The sequence below is a fragment of the Cronobacter turicensis genome, assembly GCF_041222865.1.
GTDB classification, from domain to species: domain Bacteria; phylum Pseudomonadota; class Gammaproteobacteria; order Enterobacterales; family Enterobacteriaceae; genus Cronobacter; species Cronobacter turicensis.
The window spans coordinates 1,081,505-1,097,516 of sequence record NZ_CP165997.1 but is presented as its reverse complement, the minus strand read 5'-3'; the positions used below and the strand labels follow the sequence as shown (position 1 = coordinate 1,097,516).

Annotated in this window: 16 protein-coding genes; 3 read left to right on the top strand and 13 right to left on the bottom strand. The window is 59.0% G+C overall.

Translation table 11 applies throughout. The annotated features are described in order from the left end of the window. Nucleotides 1-2: 2 nt before the first annotated feature. The 3 genes from iscS to trmJ form a co-directional block, all read right to left on the bottom strand. A complete protein-coding gene (gene iscS, locus AB8W27_RS05315; protein ID WP_007777299.1) occupies nt 3-1,217 on the bottom strand; it encodes a cysteine desulfurase in 1,215 nt (404 codons plus the stop codon). Between the two features lie 116 nt (nt 1,218-1,333). Further along, nucleotides 1,334-1,822 (bottom strand): Fe-S cluster assembly transcriptional regulator IscR, encoded by a 489-nt coding sequence (iscR, locus tag AB8W27_RS05310; RefSeq protein WP_007700622.1) that lies wholly within the window; start codon nt 1,820-1,822, stop codon nt 1,334-1,336. 131 nt (nt 1,823-1,953) lie between these two features. Continuing rightward, complete coding sequence (gene trmJ, locus AB8W27_RS05305; protein WP_015742117.1) at nt 1,954-2,694, bottom strand: tRNA (cytosine(32)/uridine(32)-2'-O)-methyltransferase TrmJ; 741 nt, start codon at nt 2,692-2,694, stop codon at nt 1,954-1,956. A 121-nt stretch (nt 2,695-2,815) separates the two neighbouring features. Here trmJ and suhB point away from each other — a divergent pair, with 121 nt between their 5' ends. Beyond that, nucleotides 2,816-3,619: an inositol-1-monophosphatase gene (gene suhB / locus AB8W27_RS05300; protein WP_041923819.1), complete on the top strand. Its 804-nt coding sequence runs from the start codon at nt 2,816-2,818 to the stop codon at nt 3,617-3,619. A gap of 174 nt (nt 3,620-3,793) precedes the next feature. Here suhB and AB8W27_RS05295 read toward each other — a convergent pair whose 3' ends face one another. Further along, nucleotides 3,794-4,771 (bottom strand): nickel/cobalt transporter, encoded by a 978-nt coding sequence (locus AB8W27_RS05295; RefSeq protein WP_015742119.1) that lies wholly within the window; start codon nt 4,769-4,771, stop codon nt 3,794-3,796. Continuing rightward, on the bottom strand, nt 4,762-5,409 hold the full coding sequence (locus AB8W27_RS05290; protein WP_015742120.1) for a DUF1007 family protein: 648 nt from the start codon (nt 5,407-5,409) through the stop codon (nt 4,762-4,764). The genes AB8W27_RS05295 and AB8W27_RS05290 overlap by 10 nt, the downstream gene beginning before the upstream one ends. Nucleotides 5,410-5,534: 125 nt before the next feature. Between AB8W27_RS05290 and csiE the strand changes: the two genes are divergently transcribed. After that, nucleotides 5,535-6,815, top strand: a complete 1,281-nt coding sequence (gene csiE, locus AB8W27_RS05285; protein ID WP_041923820.1) for a stationary phase inducible protein CsiE — start codon at nt 5,535-5,537, stop codon at nt 6,813-6,815. Here csiE and AB8W27_RS05280 read toward each other — a convergent pair. The 4 genes from AB8W27_RS05280 to glyA form a co-directional block, all read right to left on the bottom strand. Continuing rightward, complete coding sequence (locus AB8W27_RS05280) at nt 6,812-7,951, bottom strand: 3-phenylpropionate MFS transporter (protein WP_015742122.1); 1,140 nt, start codon at nt 7,949-7,951, stop codon at nt 6,812-6,814. The two genes, csiE and AB8W27_RS05280, sit on opposite strands and share 4 nt — an antisense overlap. 124 nt (nt 7,952-8,075) lie before the next feature. Next, nucleotides 8,076-8,453: a carboxymuconolactone decarboxylase family protein gene (locus AB8W27_RS05275; RefSeq protein WP_041923821.1), complete on the bottom strand. Its 378-nt coding sequence runs from the start codon at nt 8,451-8,453 to the stop codon at nt 8,076-8,078. Nucleotides 8,454-8,508: 55 nt separating this feature from the next. Further along, entirely contained in the window at nt 8,509-8,871 is a 363-nt protein-coding gene (locus tag AB8W27_RS05270) for a MerR family transcriptional regulator (RefSeq protein ID WP_041923822.1), read from the bottom strand. Between the two features lie 71 nt (nt 8,872-8,942). Next, nucleotides 8,943-10,196, bottom strand: a complete 1,254-nt coding sequence (gene glyA / locus AB8W27_RS05265; RefSeq protein ID WP_007763259.1) for a serine hydroxymethyltransferase — start codon at nt 10,194-10,196, stop codon at nt 8,943-8,945. A gap of 323 nt (nt 10,197-10,519) precedes the next feature. On the opposite strand from glyA, the gene hmpA reads away from it, so the two are divergent. Continuing rightward, nucleotides 10,520-11,710, top strand: coding sequence for an NO-inducible flavohemoprotein (gene hmpA, locus AB8W27_RS05260; protein WP_015742126.1), 1,191 nt, complete (start codon nt 10,520-10,522; stop codon nt 11,708-11,710). A gap of 173 nt (nt 11,711-11,883) precedes the next feature. On the opposite strand, the gene glnB is transcribed toward hmpA, so the two are convergent. The 4 genes from glnB to AB8W27_RS05240 all read right to left on the bottom strand — a co-directional run bounded on the left by glnB (nt 11,884) and on the right by AB8W27_RS05240 (nt 15,864). Then, nucleotides 11,884-12,222 carry a nitrogen regulatory protein P-II gene (glnB, locus tag AB8W27_RS05255; protein WP_002438074.1) on the bottom strand — a complete coding sequence of 113 codons (339 nt, stop codon included), beginning with the start codon at nt 12,220-12,222 and terminating at the stop codon, nt 11,884-11,886. A gap of 98 nt (nt 12,223-12,320) precedes the next feature. Next, nucleotides 12,321-13,658: a two-component system response regulator GlrR gene (gene glrR, locus AB8W27_RS05250; protein ID WP_007763270.1), complete on the bottom strand. Its 1,338-nt coding sequence runs from the start codon at nt 13,656-13,658 to the stop codon at nt 12,321-12,323. After that, nucleotides 13,655-14,431, bottom strand: a complete 777-nt coding sequence (gene qseG / locus AB8W27_RS05245) for a two-component system QseEF-associated lipoprotein QseG (RefSeq protein ID WP_015742128.1) — start codon at nt 14,429-14,431, stop codon at nt 13,655-13,657. The genes glrR and qseG overlap by 4 nt, the downstream gene beginning before the upstream one ends. After that, nucleotides 14,428-15,864 carry a HAMP domain-containing sensor histidine kinase gene (locus AB8W27_RS05240; protein WP_041923823.1) on the bottom strand — a complete coding sequence of 479 codons (1,437 nt, stop codon included), beginning with the start codon at nt 15,862-15,864 and terminating at the stop codon, nt 14,428-14,430. Before AB8W27_RS05240 ends, qseG begins: the two co-directional genes overlap by 4 nt. Nucleotides 15,865-16,012: the final 148 nt, after the last annotated feature.

Genomic DNA, 16,012 nt, shown 5'->3' with positions numbered 1-16,012 from the left:
GATTAATGATGAGCCCATTCGATGGTGGTTAAATCCACGCCCTGCTTAAACATCTCCCACAGCGGAGAGAGGTCGCGCAGGCGGCCAATGGATTTGCGTACCAGTTCGATGGTGTAGTCGATCTCTTCTTCAGTCGTGAAACGGCCCAGAGAGAAACGGATAGAGCTGTGCGCCAGCTCGTCATTCATACCCAGCGCGCGCAGCACGTAAGACGGCTCAAGGCTTGCAGAGGTACAGGCGGACCCAGACGATACCGCCAGGTCTTTCAGCGCCATGATCAGCGACTCGCCTTCCACGTAGTTAAAGCTCACGTTCAGGATGGTCGGAACGCCCTGCTCCAGGTCGCCGTTCAGGTAAACTTCTTCGATATCTTTAATGCCGTTCCACAGACGGTTACGCAGACCGCGCAGGCGTTCCATCTCGCTTGCCATTTCTTCTTTAGCGATACGATAGGCTTCGCCCATGCCGACGATCTGGTGAACCGGCAGGGTACCGGAACGCATGCCGCGCTCGTGACCGCCGCCGTGCATCTGCGCTTCGATACGGATACGCGGTTTACGACGCACGTAGAGCGCGCCGATGCCTTTCGGGCCATAGATTTTGTGGCCGGTGAAGGACATCAGGTCCACTTTCAGCTGGGTCAGGTCGATAGGCAGCTTGCCCACGCTCTGGGTGGCGTCAACGTGGTAGATGATGCCGCGCGCGCGGCACATTTCGCCGATGGTGGCGATATCCTGCACCACGCCGATTTCGTTATTCACGTGCATAATGGAAACCAGGATGGTGTCGTCACGCATCGCGGCTTCGAGTTCTTTAAGATCGATAATGCCGTTGCTCTGCGGGGCGAGGTAAGTAACCTCAAAGCCTTCGCGCTCCAGCTGACGGCAGGTGTCCAGCACCGCTTTATGCTCGGTTTTGCTGGTGATGATGTGCTTGCCTTTTTTCTGGTAGAAATTGGCCGCACCTTTGATAGCCAGGTTATCGGATTCGGTCGCGCCAGAGGTAAAGACGATTTCACGCGGGTCCGCGCCGATGAGATCGGCCACCTGGTTACGGGCGATATCCACCGCCTCTTCCGCCTGCCAGCCAAAACGGTGGGAGCGGGAGGCCGGGTTACCGAAGGTTCCGTCCATCGTTAAAAACTGCATCATTTTCTCGGCGACGCGCGGGTCCACCGGCGTGGTCGCGGAGTAATCGAGGTAAATCGGTAATTTCATTGCTCTTAAGCTCCGTACATCTCAAAGCGGTGAATCAGGCAGCCGGCTGGATGTACGCCGCAGTCTACAGGATGTCGCAGCACCCTGGCCTGATTCGGGAAAAGCGTATTATTTTTTTAAGCGCGCAGTTTGACGTCGATAGCGTCCTGAGCGCGGGTCGGGCGATGGGCTTCATTATGCTGACGGTCAGAGACATCCAGCACTTCCTGGTTGTTCACCAGTTCACCTAAGGTAATGTTGTTCAGAAAACCGGTCAGGCGATCGCTCAGATCGCGCCACAGCGCGTGGGTCAGGCATTTATCGCCGCCCTGGCAGCCGCCTTTACCCTGACAACGGGTTGCATCGACAGATTCATCAACGGCGCTGATGACTTCACCGACCGCAATCTGGCCCGCGTCTTTACCCAGCAGGTAGCCGCCGCCCGGACCACGTACGCTGGACACCAGGCCATTTTTACGCAGGCGAGAGAACAGCTGCTCCAGATAAGAAAGCGAGATACCCTGACGTTCAGAAATATCTGCCAACGGTACCGGACCGGATTCGGAGTTGAGCGCAACGTCCAGCATTGCGGTCACGGCATAGCGCCCTTTAGATGTCAGTCTCATGTCTTACTTAACCTCAAGCTCGCCCCTCGACGCGGGGGTTTTTATGAAAATGGGGGTATTGCATAGCAGGCGCAAGTCTGACATTCCCGAGTAAAATGGTCAACTATTTACCCGAGTATTTTACTCAAGTATTAAGGCTTCTCATTACGGCTGCTTTCTATCGACGCCAGCATGCCGCGCAGGATGTTAAGTTCCTGACTTTCCGGGCGTGCGCGGGTAAAAAGACGGCGTAATTTGTTCATCACCTGGCCGGGATGATTAGCGCGGATGAAGCCGGTCGTGAGCAAAACTTGCTCAAGATGACCGTAAAAACGCTCAAGATCGTCCACCAGCGGATAGGGGGTTTCTTCTTCTTCGGCATGCGCAGGCGCCTGGGCATCCTGAGTGGCGAGCCACGCCATGCGAACTTCATAGGCTACCACCTGCACCGCCATCGCGAGGTTCAGCGAGCTGTACTCCGGGTTGGCCGCGATAGCGACGTGATAGTGGCACTTTTGCAGTTCGTCGTTGGTCAGCCCAACGCGCTCACGGCCAAACACAATCGCGACCGGCGCATGCGCCGCTTCAGAGACGCTTTTCAGACCGCATTCGCGCGGGTCGAGCATCGGCCAGGGCAGCGTGCGGGAACGCGCGCTGGTGCCGACCACCAGGCTGCACCCCGCCAGCGCTTCATCCAGCGTATCGACGATGCTCGCATTGCCGATCACATCGCTGGCGCCTGCGGCGAGCGCGATAGCCTGGGAATCCGGTTTCACCAACGGATTCACCAGCCACAGGTTGGTGAGGCCCATGGTTTTCATGGCGCGGGCAACAGAACCCATGTTGCCGGTGTGTGAGGTTTCAACCAGCACGATACGAATGTTTTGCAGCATAGCGACTCAGTATCCGAAAAGAATATCAGGACATCTTATCATAAACCTGAGACATATTCCGAACCCTCTGCTATAATCCGCGCCGTTTTCCCGTTCTTTAACATCCAGTGAGAGAAACCTGATGCATCCGATGCTCAACATCGCCGTGCGTGCTGCGCGCAAGGCCGGAAATTATATCGCCAAAAACTACGAAACCCCGGACGCCGTAGAGACCAGCCAGAAAGGCAGCAACGACTTTGTAACGAACGTGGATAAAGGCGCAGAGCGCATTATTATCGACACCATTCGCCAGTCCTACCCGCAACACACCATCATCACCGAAGAAAGCGGTGAACACGCAGGCACCGAGCAGGATATTCAATGGGTTATCGATCCGCTGGATGGCACCACCAACTTCGTTAAACGTCTCCCGCATTTCGCCGTTTCTATCGCTGTACGTATCAAAGGCCGCGCAGAAGTCGCCGTGGTTTACGATCCGATGCGTAACGAACTCTTCACCGCCGTTCGCGGCCAGGGCGCGCAGCTTAACGGCTACCGTCTGCGCGGCAGCACTGCTCGCGATCTGGACGGCACCATTCTGGCGACCGGCTTCCCGTTCAAAGCTAAACAGCACGCTACGCCGTACATGAATATCGTGACCAAACTGTTTACCCAGTGCGCTGATTTCCGCCGCGCCGGTTCCGCCGCGCTGGATCTGGCCTATGTGGCCGCAGGCCGCGTGGATGGTTACTTTGAAATCGGCCTGAAGCCGTGGGATTTCGCCGCAGGCGATCTGCTGGTGCGTGAAGCCGGCGGTCTGGTGTGCGATTTCATGGGCGGTCACAACTACATGATGACCGGTAACATCGTGGCAGGTAACCCGCGCGTCGTGAAAGCGATGCTGGGCAATATGCGCGATGAGCTGAGCGAAGCGCTGAAGCGTTAATCGCTTCCAGGCAAGAAAAAGGCAGGTACGCGAGAGCGGCCTGCCTTTTTTGTTGGTTTTTTATGGCGCGTGGGGTCTGGTGAGCTGGTGGGTGCGCGGCCCTTACCCACCCTACAAAAACACACAACCCTCGCAGGGCGGATAAGCGGATGCGCACCCGCCATCATCCCGCCGTTAAAACGGTCTCAACCCTTGTGCGACGGGGGCTGCGCCTGACCACATCACCAGCGCGGCGGCCACTAATACCACGCCGCCTGCAAGCGCGAGCGTCGCCCCGCCCGTCCGCCGCCACAGCGGGGGCGTCTTCTTCCCGCCGAGCCGCACCGCCAGATGCCGGGAACTGTGCACAAACAGCGCGATGGCTGAAATGGTCAGCGACGTTCCCGCCGCCATCGCCAGCGCCGACGCCACACCCCAGCCAAACACGCCGATCACTTTACTGAACAACAACACCATCAGCGCGCCGGAACACGGACGCATCCCCATCGGGAGCACCACCATCAGCCTGGCGCGCCAGTCCTCGCCGCGCTCAAGCTGCGCCTGCGACGGTAAATGCTGATGCCCACAGCCGCAGGTGTCGCTGTGCGTATGGTGCGGGCTAAAGGCGGTGAAGACCGGGCGGCGCGCCAGCCCGCGCAGCGTTTTCACCGCGCGCCAGCAAAGCAGCAACCCCAGCGCCCCCACCAGCAGATAGCTGCCCTTTTCCAGCCAGTAGCCGCTCAGGTGCAATTGCCGCGCAGGCAGCGCCAGTACCGTCAGCACCACCGTCACCAGGGCAATCGCCACCAGACCCTGTAACAAGGACGACGCGAACGTCAGTTTCAGGCTGGTTTTCAGGCGCGACGGGTGGGTGGCAAGCCAGGTCGCGATAACCACTTTGCCGTGGCCCGGCCCCAGCGCATGCAGCACGCCATAGATAAAGCTGAACAGCAGCAGCGAGCCGCCCGCCCGCGTCGGGTTTTCCGCCACCTGCTGAAGGAGCGCGCTCATCTCACGGTTGATGCCGCGCTGCCAGATGATGCTTTTCATCAGCACCTGCGGCCACTCAAGCCACAGCCAGACGCCTGCGCCCAGCGCCAGGACAACAAACAGCGCCAGGGGCCAGAAGTGCAGCCAGCGGCGCGGCGCGAACGGTGTTGAAATTACTGACATTGCAACGTCACCTGTTGAGCGAATTGTTTGCCTAAATCCATATCTTCCGGCGGCGCATCGGATTTATCGAGCGACAGCGCGAAATCCTGCACGGCCGCATCCGGCTGCGGCGTTTTCACCGCCACGTTGCAGTGCTCGCGCAGCGCCTCGCCGAGCGTCACATCGCCCGGCGCGTCATAACTCATCGACACATAATAAGTGGGATCGAAGGTGGCGAAGGTATAACGCTCGCCCGAGACGGGTTGCGGATGCGCGAGCGGCAGCGTAAACGTCAGCACCGCCTGATGCCCCTCGCGCGCCAGCCCATACGCCAGCGGCGTTGCGGCGAATTTGACCTTCTGCCCCTTATGCCAGAACTCGGTGAAATAGTGCTGCCCGATAACATTAGCCATCACTTCCGCCGCCAGCTTTTTCCAGACCGGCGAGCCGGGCGCGGCGTCGCCAGCGTCATACAGTAGATCCGCTGAAGTGATTTCATCCATTTTCCAGCGCATTTTAAGCGCAGTTATCTGCCCCGCTTCGCTGACGATTTCGGTTTTCAACGAGATAAAGCTGTGCGGATGCGCCAGCGCGTCCTGCGCCGGAACCAGCGATACTAAAGCCGCACCACACATTAACCGGTAAAGATGAGCGCCCATTATCTTCCTCTGGCGAAAAATTCTGTGAGCCAAGCAGAATTCCGCGATCAAACTGCGCACCCTGAACGGCATTCAACGATCCTTTAGCTATTCTTAGCAATATTCTCACTCACTGGACAAAACGGATGATGACTCTGCTCTGCCCTCCACCATCTGTGCTTTCCAGTCCGCAGCGCCGCTGCCAGGCACTTTTAATGCTCTATCTGCCGGGGCAAACCATCACACCGGAAATGTTAGGCCGGCTGAATGGCGTCGACGGCGCCATCGCCCGTCAGGATATTGCAGAAACCGGCGACGAAATTAAGCGGTATCACCGTTTGAGTATTATCACCCAGCAGGATGGCAGCTACCGGATTGAAGGCACGGCGTTAGACAGACGTCTCTGCCTGCTGCACTGGCTGCGCCGGGCGCTGCGCCTGTGCCCGCAGTTTATCCAGCAGCATTTCACACCCGCGCTGAAAAGCGAACTGCGCCAGCACGGCATCGCCACGGCGTTGTATGACGATACAAATTTACACGCGCTGGTCAACCTTTGCGCGCGCCGCCTGAACCGTCAATTCGAGGCGCGCGACGTGCAGTTTTTGCGTCTGTACCTGCAATATTGCCTGGTGCAGCACCATTACGGCCAGACGCCGGAGTTCACCGAGCCGCAACAGCTCTGGATGCGTGCCCGCGCGGAGTTTCTGGCCGCGCAGGAGATCGTGCGCCACTGGCAGCGGCGCGTCGCGCAGTCGCCGCACGTTAACGAACACTGCTTCCTGGCGCTGCTCTTTATGATGCTGCGCACGCCCGATCCGCTGCGTGACGCGCACCCGGAAGATGACCGCCTGCGTCATGCCGTCCTTTCACTCATTGCCCGCTTCCGGGAGCTATCCGGCATGGCGTTCAGCGATGAACAGGGGCTTGCGGATCAGCTCTATACGCATCTCTGCCAGGCGCTCGACCGCAGCCTGTTCGGCATCGGTATTGATAACGCGCTGCCTGAAGAGATTAACCGCCTCTACCCACGTCTGATGCGCACCACCCGCAAAGCGTTTGACCGCTTTGAAGAGGAGTACCGGGTAACGTTTTCTGATGAAGAAGTAGGACTGGTGGCGGTGATTTTCGGCGCGTGGTTAATGCAGGAGGCCGATCTGCATGAAAAACAGGTGCTGCTGCTGACGGGTAATGACGCGCAGCTCGAAGCGGAAATCGAGCAGCAGCTACGGGAACTCACCCTGTTGCCGCTGAATATCAAACACCTGACGCTGCACACCTTCCAGCAGGAAGGCGCGCCGAAAGAGGTGGCGCTGATTGTGACGCCATACACCACCTCGCTGCCGCTCTTCTCGCCGCCGCTTATCCACGCCACGCTGCCGCTGGGTGAACAGCAGCAGCAGCGGATACGCGAAATTCTGGAAGCTTAAGCGCGCGCCGCCACGCGGGGGCGCAGAAAAAGCGCGGGCAGCGCGACCAGCGCCATCACCCAGAAGACGCCGCCGGCGAGGTGCTGGTAGAGGAATCCGGCGAAAACGGTCATCACCGCAATCCCGCCGCCCATCGCGACGGCGGAGTAGACCGACTGTAGCCGGATAACTTCCGAGCCTTCGCGCGCGGCGATATAGCGCATCGCCGCCAGGTGGCAGATAGAGAAGCTGCCGCAGTGGAGGATCTGCGCCACAATGAGCCACGGCAGCGCCGTCGTCCAGCCCATCAGCCCCCAACGGATAATTCCCAGCACGCCGGAGAGCAGCAGCAGATCGCGCGCGCTAAACCGGCTGAACAGCCGTTTACTAAGCGCGAAGATAACGATTTCCGCCACCACGCCGAGCGACCACAGATAGCCCACCACCGAGGCGGAATAGCCCTTGCTCTGCCAGTAAATAGCGCTGAAGCCGTAATAGGCGGCGTGCGCGCCCTGGAGCAGACTCACGCAGGCGAGAAAACGCCAGTTTTCAGCAATCAGCCTGCGCCACACCGGCCAGCCCGCCGCCTCGTTATGACGCGCCTCGCCCTGCGGCATGATGGAGGGTTTCAACAACATACCGATAAGCATTGACGCGACGCCGAGCGACAGCAGCGCCAGAATGGCGCGGTAGTCATAAACACTGACCAGCTTGCCGGTCAGCGCCGAGCCAATCACAAACGCCAGCGAGCCCCACAGGCGCACGCGTCCGTAGTCCATCGTTATCTGGCGCTGCCAGGTGGCGGCGAGCGCGTCGGTCAGCGGCACCAGCGGCGAGAAAAAGAGGTTAAAGCCCACCAGTACGACAAACAGCCAGGCGGTCTGATGCCCGAACCAGAAGCCGAGCGCGAAAACGAGCGTCAGCACGGCAAGCAGGCGCAACGCAAACACTAAACGGGAAGGATCTTTGACGCGGGGCGCCAGCAGGAGGCTGCCAAGAAAGCGTGCAATCAGGCCGGAGCCGAGCAGCAGGCCGATCGTTTCCGGCGCGACGCCGACGCCTGCCAGCCAGACGCTCCAGAACGGCAAAAAAATACCGTAGCTGAAAAAATAGGTGAAATAGCTGAGCGCCAGCCAGCGCGTGGATTGCAACACCATGAGTCCCTCCCGTTTCGGCAGGCGTTAGTCTGGCGGGAAAGCGCAGGGGTTGCAAGCGGCGCATAACACGCCCATAACAATTCGCTTTTACTGCGTAATAAGGCCGCCGCAGCGGCCTCTCCTGTCAGACGCCCGCCTCGACAAAAACCTTTTTGGCGGTAAACATCGCATTGAGCGCCGCCGGAAAACCGGCGTAAAGCGCCATCTGAATAATGACTTCGATGATCTCTTCGCGCGTGCAGCCCACGTTCAGCGCGGCATGCAGATGCACCGCCAGTTGCGGCTGCGCGTGCCCAAGCGCGGTAAGCGCCGCGACCGTCGCCAGCTCCCGGCTTTTCAGCGACAGTCCCGGCCTGCTGTAGACATCGCCGAAGCCGAATTCAATGACGTAGCGCCCCAGATCCGGCGCGATATCGGCCAGCGCTTTGATAACATTTTCACCTGCTGCGCCGTCGATTTCGGACAGTCGCGCAAGGCCCGTGTCATAACGTGATGAGGTCATACCGTTCTCCTTTTGTGTGGTTCGGATAACGGTAAGGCTTCGAGTTAACTCCAGGTCAAGCGCTGTTTTTTAACAGCGTCTCGTCGTAGTACGCCATTTTGTCTTTAAGGCGCGCCAGATGCTCAGCCTGCTCCGCCAGCCGCGCTTCGAGCCGCTGGGCGTGCTGCGCCAGCAGTTCACGACGCGCGCCCGCCGTCATCTCTCCTTGCGCGCGCAGCATGGCGTAGCGCTGGATCTCCTCAAGCGGCATATCGGTCGCTTTCAGGCGTTTAATAAATGCCGCCCAGTCGAGATCCGAGCGATGATAGTCGCGATGTCCGCTGGCGTTACGGGCCGGCACCAGCAGCCCCAGCTTTTCGTAATAGCGCAGCGTATGAACGCCAAGGCCAGTCAGCGTGGCGAATTCCTGAATACGCATGGCGGTCTCCTGTATGCCGTCGCCCCATAAAAAAAGGCCGCGCGAGGCGGCCTTCATCGGTGTGTGAACGCTTACGCGTAAACCGGGAAGCGTGCGCAGATATCCAGCACTTTACCTTTGACGCGCTCAATAACCGCTTCATCATGGATGTTGTCCAGGATGTCGCACATCCAGCCTGCCAGCTCTTTCACTTCCGCTTCTTTAAAGCCGCGGCGAGTCACAGACGGAGAACCGATACGGATACCGGAGGTCACGAACGGGCTCTTCGGATCGTTCGGCACGCTGTTTTTGTTCACAGTGATGTTGGCGCGGCCCAGGGCAGCGTCAGCATCTTTACCGGTCAGGTTTTTATCCACCAGATCCAGCAGGAACAGGTGGTTTTCCGTACCGCCGGAAACGACTTTGTAACCGCGTTCCAGGAACACTTCCACCATCGCTTTCGCGTTTTTGGCCACCTGCTGCTGGTAGGTTTTGAACTCTGGCTCCATCGCTTCTTTCAGCGCGACCGCTTTCGCCGCGATAACGTGCATCAGCGGGCCGCCCTGCGCGCTCGGGAACACGGCAGAGTTCAGTTTTTTGTACAGCTCTTCGCTGCCGCCTTTGGCGAGGATGAGACCGCCGCGCGGGCCTGCCAGCGTTTTGTGCGTCGTGGTGGTCACCACATGCGCGTGCGGAACCGGGTTCGGATAGACGCCAGCGGCAATCAGGCCCGCCACGTGCGCCATGTCGACGAACAGGTACGCGCCGATGCTGTCAGCGATTTCGCGCATTTTTGCCCAGTCAACGATGCCGGAGTAAGCGGAGAAACCACCGATGATCATTTTCGGTTTGTGCGTCTGCGCCTGCTTCGCCATGTCTTCGTAATCGATTTTGCCTGACTCATCGATACCGTAAGGGATGATGTTGTAGAGCTTACCGGAGAAGTTGACCGGGGAGCCGTGCGTCAGGTGACCGCCCTGCGCCAGGTTCATACCCAGCACGGTATCGCCCGGTTGCAGCAGCGCGGTGTAGACCGCGAAGTTGGCCTGCGAGCCGGAGTGCGGCTGCACGTTAGCGTAGTCGGCTCCGAACAGTTCCTTAGCGCGATCGATCGCCAGTTGCTCAACGATATCGACGTATTCACAGCCGCCGTAGTAGCGTTTGCCCGGGTAACCTTCGGCATATTTGTTGGTCAGCTGAGAGCCCTGCGCCTGCATCACGCGCGGGCTGGTGTAGTTTTCGGAGGCGATCAGTTCGATGTGCTCTTCCTGACGTACTTTTTCCTGCTCCATAGCCTGCCACAGTTCGGCATCATAATCGGCAATGTTCATTTCACGCTTTAACATCCGCATCTCCTGACTCAGCTGACAATAAAATGTACTGCAATTAGGGGCCCTTTTGGGGCGACGGCCAACAGTGTAAACCGATTGGCAGGATGAAGATAGGTCTTGACAGAGGTTTTTACGCAAACGATTGGCATGGCGTGGCGCAAGGGTTTGAACGATTAAGCAAACGCACGGTTTACGCGACTTATTTTCACGTTGAACCGGCCTTTTTTTCATCTGTGATGCGCATCATTCATAAGCCTGATAAAACCATTTACAACGTGCAGGTATTTTTTATAAGATGCATTTAAAATACATTTTATAAAAACCGGAAGGAAGCAATCATGCTGGATAGTCAAACCATCGCCGTCGTGAAATCCACCATCCCGCTGCTGGCGCAGACTGGCCCGAAACTCACCGCTCACTTTTATGACCGGATGTTTACGCATAACCCGGAGCTGAAAGAGATTTTCAACATGAGCAACCAGCGCAATGGCGATCAGCGTGAAGCGCTGTTCAACGCTATTTGCGCCTACGCCGCCAACATTGAAAATCTCGCGGCTCTGCTGCCTGCGGTGGAGAAAATCGCGCAAAAACATACCAGTTTTAATATCAAACCGGCGCAGTACAACATCGTGGGCGAGCACCTGCTGGCGACGCTCGACGAGATGTTCAGCCCAGGCCAGGAGGTGCTGGATGCCTGGGGTAAAGCCTACGGCGTGTTAGCGGGCGTGTTTATCACTCGCGAAGCCGAGATTTACCAGAGCAACGCCCGGAAAACCGGCGGCTGGGAAGGCACACGCGAATTTCGCATCGTGAGTAAAACGCCGCAGAGCGCGATTGTCACAAGCTTTGAGCTGGAGCCGGTGGATGGCGGCCCGGTCGCTGATTACCTGCCCGGCCAGTACACCGCCGTCTGGATCAAGCCGCAGGAGTTCGCGCATCAGGAGATTCGCCAGTATTCGCTTACCCGCAAGCCGAATGGCAAAAGCTATCGCATCGCGGTGAAACGCGAAGGCGAAGGCCAGGTGTCGAACTGGCTGCACCAGCATGCGCAGCCGGGCGATGTGATTCATCTGGCCGCCCCGGCGGGTGATTTCTTTATGGATGTCGAGCCGCAGACGCCGGTGACGCTTATCTCCGCGGGCGTGGGTCAGACGCCGATGCTGGCGATGCTCGATACGCTGGCAAGCGCGCAGCATCCGGCGCAGGTGAACTGGTATCACGCGGCGGAAAGCGGCGACGTGCATGCGTTTACCGATGAAGTGGCGCAGCTTGGCGCGAAACTGCCCCGCTTTACCCGCCACGTCTGGTATCGCGTGCCGAGCGACGCCGATCGCAGCGCGGGCCGTTACAACAGCGAAGGGTTGATGGCGCTTCGCGATCATGAGGCGCACGTGACCACGCCCGGCATGCAGTTTTATGTCTGCGGCCCGGTGAAATTTATGCAGTTCGCCGCGGAGCAGTTAGTGAGCCTGGGCGTGAATAAAGAGAACATTCATTACGAGTGTTTCGGCCCGCATAAGGTGTTGTAAGGGTTCGGCGTTTTGTGCGCGGTTCGGCGAGTGCGAAGCGCACCCACTACCTTCGCCAACATCCTGTAGGGTGGGTAAGCGCAGCGCACCCACCATTTACTTGCGCGCCCCATGAACGCCGGACATAAAAAAAGCAGGTCCACGGACCTGCTTTTTTTGTTTGCCGCGCACGCTTAAATCGCGGCGTCGTCTTCCTCGCCGGTACGGATACGCACCACGCGCGCGACGTCGAAAACGAAAATCTTGCCGTCGCCGATTTTACCGGTCTGGGCGGTACGGATAATCGTATCCACGCAGGTATCGACGATATCGTCGGTCACCACGATCTCGATTTTCACCTTCGGCAGGAAATCCACCATATACTCTGCGCCGCGATAGAGCTCGGTATGCCCTTTCTGACGACCAAACCCTTTCACTTCGGTCACCGTCATCCCGGTGATCCCGACTTCCGCCAGCGCTTCACGTACGTCATCGAGTTTGAAGGGTTTAATAATCGCATCAATCTTTTTCATGGTGGATCCTTAATTCCTGCCAGCGCCTGCACGGCGATTCAATTCGCGTAATCGGTTGCTCAAATTACCATACCTTGCGGCGGTTTGGGCATCAAAAACTACTCTTTAAAATCATTCGCCTCAAGCTCATGGCGGGCCAGTAATTTATAGAATTCCGTGCGGTTGCGCCCGGCCATCCGCGCGGCGTGCGTCACGTTGCCTTTGGTGATTTGCAGCAGCTTGCGCAGGTAGTTGAGCTCAAACTGATTGCGCGCCTCGACAAACGTCGGCAGCACCGTGTTTTCGCCCTCCAGCGCCTGCTCCACCAGCGCTTCGCTAATGACGGGCGCGGAGGTTAGCGCCACGCACTGCTCAATCACGTTCACCAGCTGGCGCACGTTGCCCGGCCAGCTCGCCGCCATCAAACGCTTCATCGCATCGGTAGAGAAGCTGCGCACGAACGGCTTATGCCGGTCTGCCGCCTGACGCAGCAGATGGTTGGCGAGCAGCGGGATATCTTCCGCCCGCTCCTGCAATGCCGGGATCTTTAAGTTCACTACGTTCAGGCGATAAAAGAGATCTTCACGAAACTCGCCGCGCGCCATCGCCTTCGGCAGATCGCGGTGGGTAGCGGAGATAATCCGCACGTTGATATCAATATCGCGGTTACTGCCGAGCGGGCGCACTTTGCGCTCCTGCAATACGCGCAGCAGTTTGACCTGCAACGGCACCGGCATATCGCCAATCTCATCCAGAAACAGCGTGCCGCCTTCCGCCGCCTGAAACAGCCCTTCACGACTGCTGACCGCGCCGGTAAACGCGCCGCGCGCGTGGCCGAACAGCTCGGACTCCAGCAATTGCTCCGGCAACGCGCCGCAGTTAATAGCGATAAATGCGTTTTTAGCGCGCGGGCTGGCGTTATGGATAGCCTGCGCCAGAATCTCTTTCCCGGTGCCGCTCTGGCCGTTAATCAGCACGCTGACGTCCGACTGCGCCACCATATGCGCCTGCTCCAGGAGGCGCAGCATCGCCGGGCTGCGGGTGACAATCGTCTCCCGCCACTGCTCGTCGCCCGCAGGCGCGGCATGGGCCAGCGCGTCGTCGATAGCTTTATACAGCGCGTCTTTATCCACCGGCTTGGTGAGAAAGCTGAAAACGCCCTGCTGGGTCGCGGCGACCGCATCGGGGATCGAGCCGTGCGCGGTCAGAATGATCACCGGCATGCCCGGCTGGAGCTTCTGGATCTCGGCGAAAAGCTGCATGCCGTCCATTTCATCCATCCGCAAATCGCTAATCACCAGATCGATTTTCTCGCGCCCTAAAATGCGCAGCCCTTCATGGCCGCTTTCGGCGGTCTCGACCGTAAACCCTTCGCTGGTCAGGCGCAGGCCCAGCAGTTTCAGCAGGCCCGGATCGTCATCCACCAGCAACAGGCGCGCGGGTTTATGCTGCGTCATGGTTTGGTCTCCTCCTGCGTAGGCGCAGCGCCCTTATCGGCTGGCGCGGCGTTGTCTTTCTCCGCGTCCTCCGGGCTGTGGCTGCTGTCCTGAATATAGCCGCCCGCGCTTTTGCGCGTGGAGAGCTGCCGTTCGATATCGGTCAGGTTTTCCAGCTTGCGGGTGGTGAGCTCAAGCTGGCTGCGCAGGTGGCGCTGCTGCTCGCGCAGGGCGTCCAGCTCGCTGTCGGTGCTTTCCTGAAGCTTGCTGTAGCGGCCGCGCTCTTCCGAGAGGGCGAGCTGCGCCGCCTGGCCGTCGCGCCAGGCCTCATACAGCGGGCGCACGTGCGCGGGGATCTCGCCGGCGGTGGCGCTGAGCGTCGTGAGATAGCCGCGGCGCTCGGCAGGCGTGATACGGGCGTTGGCGAGCAAAATGCCGCGCCGGAAGGCGTGCTGCCAGGTGTCGTCCGGGAAACGACGCGCCTGCGCGCGCGCCTCGGCAGGCGCAAGACGTTCCGCGCAGTCCATGCCGCGCAGCCAGAACAGCGGGTTATTCTCGACATTTGTGCCGGAGAGCTGCCAGATGCCTGAACACTCGGTAAAGAGAAAATCCGCCAGCTGTTGTTCCGGCATTTTAGGATCGTGCGTTTGTTTGATGTGGCTCGAAACCGGGCTTTGCACGCAGCCTGCCAGAAGGCATGGCAACAGTACGGAACACGCCCGCGTGCGAAGAGAGAAAAACGGTGTGCCGCGCGAGCGCAGGCTGCGCCATGCGCTTACCAGACGTGAATTCATTTTTTTAATCGTTCCGGGTCAAAGAGCGGTAATGCGATACGAAAACAGACGTCGGCGGTGTCATCCTCCACCAGACGCAGTTCGCCGTGCATACGTCGGATGCAATCCTGTGCGATGCTCAGGCCCAGGCCGCTGCCTTTCACCGCCCCTTTACGTTGATGGCTTCCCTGATAAAAGGGCTCAAAAATCATTTGCCGTTCCGCCTCAGGAATGGGCGTGCCGGTATTCGCCACCTCAATACATACCGTATTGTTAAGGCGGCGGCTACGCAGATAAATGGTACCGGATTCGCGTCCGTAGTGCACCGCATTGGAGTAGAGATTATCCAGCACGCTCATCAGCAGCATCGGCTCCGCCAGACAAGGCGCGTCAGCCAGCGACACGTCGGTATGCATCATTTTAGCCCGCGCCGGCAGACTGTGTGAGGTGATAACCATCTCCACCAGCGGCGCCAGATCCACTTTTTCAAGCTCCACCGCGCCGCCAGCCAGTTTGCGATTGTAATCAAGCAGTTGTTCTATCAGCGTTTGCAGGTTGCGGCTGCTGGTATCGAGAATTTCCACCACTTCGCGCTGCTCCGCAGTGAGCGGCCCGACGACCTGATCGGCAAGCAGTTCGGTGCCCTCGCGCATGCTGGCGAGCGGCGTTTTTAATTCATGGGAGATATGACGCAGAAACTGGTGGCGCTGGGATTCAAGCCACGCGAGACGTTCGCTTAACCAGATAATGCGCTGACCCACCGATCGCAGTTCGCGCGGACCTTTAAACATTATCGTGGTGCCGGGCGATTTCCCCTCGCCCAGCCGGTTGATCATCCGCTCGATGCCTTTGACCGGGCCGATAATCATTCGCGTAAAGAGCAGCACCAGCGCGAGGCTTGCGAGAAACAGCGCCAGCGCCTGCCAGCCAAACAGCCGACCGCGCGCGGCAATCTCTTGCTGAAGCTGCTGGCCGCGGGCGTAAATGACGGCGCGGGTGGCCTGCACCAGACGCGTATTCGTATCGGCGAACGCTTCCAGACGCGCGGCGGCGTCCGGCTTCGGGCCGCTGTTATGACACTCCAGCGACGCCAGATCCACCAGACTCTGGCGCAGGGCTTTGTAGAGTTTCGCATCGGGCAGCACGCCCGCCTGCGCCTCCAGCATCCGGGAATAGCGCTGGCGCTGGCTTTCGTAGACTTTCGCCAGGGTGACGTCATCCAGTACGCAGTACTGGCGGTAGCTGCGTTCCATTTCGAGCGCGATATTGGTCATCGCCTCGCTGCGCCGGGCGTCCATCTGGGTCAGCGTGTTGGTCTGCGCCGCCTGGGCGCTTAACGTGTTGAGGCTCTGCCAGGCCTGCCAGGCGAGAAACAGCAGCGGCACCATCACCAGTAAGAAAGCCATCATGACCAGTTGGCGAAGCGAGCGGGGAAAAGCAGGCCAGCGTTTCACAGCGTTATCCCGAAGTGGTTGCAAAAGCCCGATGCTAACCGAGAGGCGCGCCGGTGCAAAGCCAAACGCAAAAAACAACAAAGGCAGGGGATTAACCCTGCCTTTGTGATGGAATCAGGCGGTGCCTTACTCAACGTGTCGCCCGGGG

Coding starts and splice junctions, on each gene's coding strand:
- iscS (WP_007777299.1), bottom strand. CDS start 1,217: ATGAAATTACCGATTTACCTCGATTACTCCGCGACCACGCCGGTGGAC.
- iscR (WP_007700622.1), bottom strand. CDS start 1,822: ATGAGACTGACATCTAAAGGGCGCTATGCCGTGACCGCAATGCTGGAC.
- trmJ (WP_015742117.1), bottom strand. CDS start 2,694: ATGCTGCAAAACATTCGTATCGTGCTGGTTGAAACCTCACACACCGGC.
- suhB (WP_041923819.1), top strand. CDS start 2,816: ATGCATCCGATGCTCAACATCGCCGTGCGTGCTGCGCGCAAGGCCGGA.
- AB8W27_RS05295 (WP_015742119.1), bottom strand. CDS start 4,771: ATGTCAGTAATTTCAACACCGTTCGCGCCGCGCCGCTGGCTGCACTTC.
- AB8W27_RS05290 (WP_015742120.1), bottom strand. CDS start 5,409: ATGGGCGCTCATCTTTACCGGTTAATGTGTGGTGCGGCTTTAGTATCG.
- csiE (WP_041923820.1), top strand. CDS start 5,535: ATGATGACTCTGCTCTGCCCTCCACCATCTGTGCTTTCCAGTCCGCAG.
- AB8W27_RS05280 (WP_015742122.1), bottom strand. CDS start 7,951: ATGGTGTTGCAATCCACGCGCTGGCTGGCGCTCAGCTATTTCACCTAT.
- AB8W27_RS05275 (WP_041923821.1), bottom strand. CDS start 8,453: ATGACCTCATCACGTTATGACACGGGCCTTGCGCGACTGTCCGAAATC.
- AB8W27_RS05270 (WP_041923822.1), bottom strand. CDS start 8,871: ATGCGTATTCAGGAATTCGCCACGCTGACTGGCCTTGGCGTTCATACG.
- glyA (WP_007763259.1), bottom strand. CDS start 10,196: ATGTTAAAGCGTGAAATGAACATTGCCGATTATGATGCCGAACTGTGG.
- hmpA (WP_015742126.1), top strand. CDS start 10,520: ATGCTGGATAGTCAAACCATCGCCGTCGTGAAATCCACCATCCCGCTG.
- glnB (WP_002438074.1), bottom strand. CDS start 12,222: ATGAAAAAGATTGATGCGATTATTAAACCCTTCAAACTCGATGACGTA.
- glrR (WP_007763270.1), bottom strand. CDS start 13,658: ATGACGCAGCATAAACCCGCGCGCCTGTTGCTGGTGGATGACGATCCG.
- qseG (WP_015742128.1), bottom strand. CDS start 14,431: ATGAATTCACGTCTGGTAAGCGCATGGCGCAGCCTGCGCTCGCGCGGC.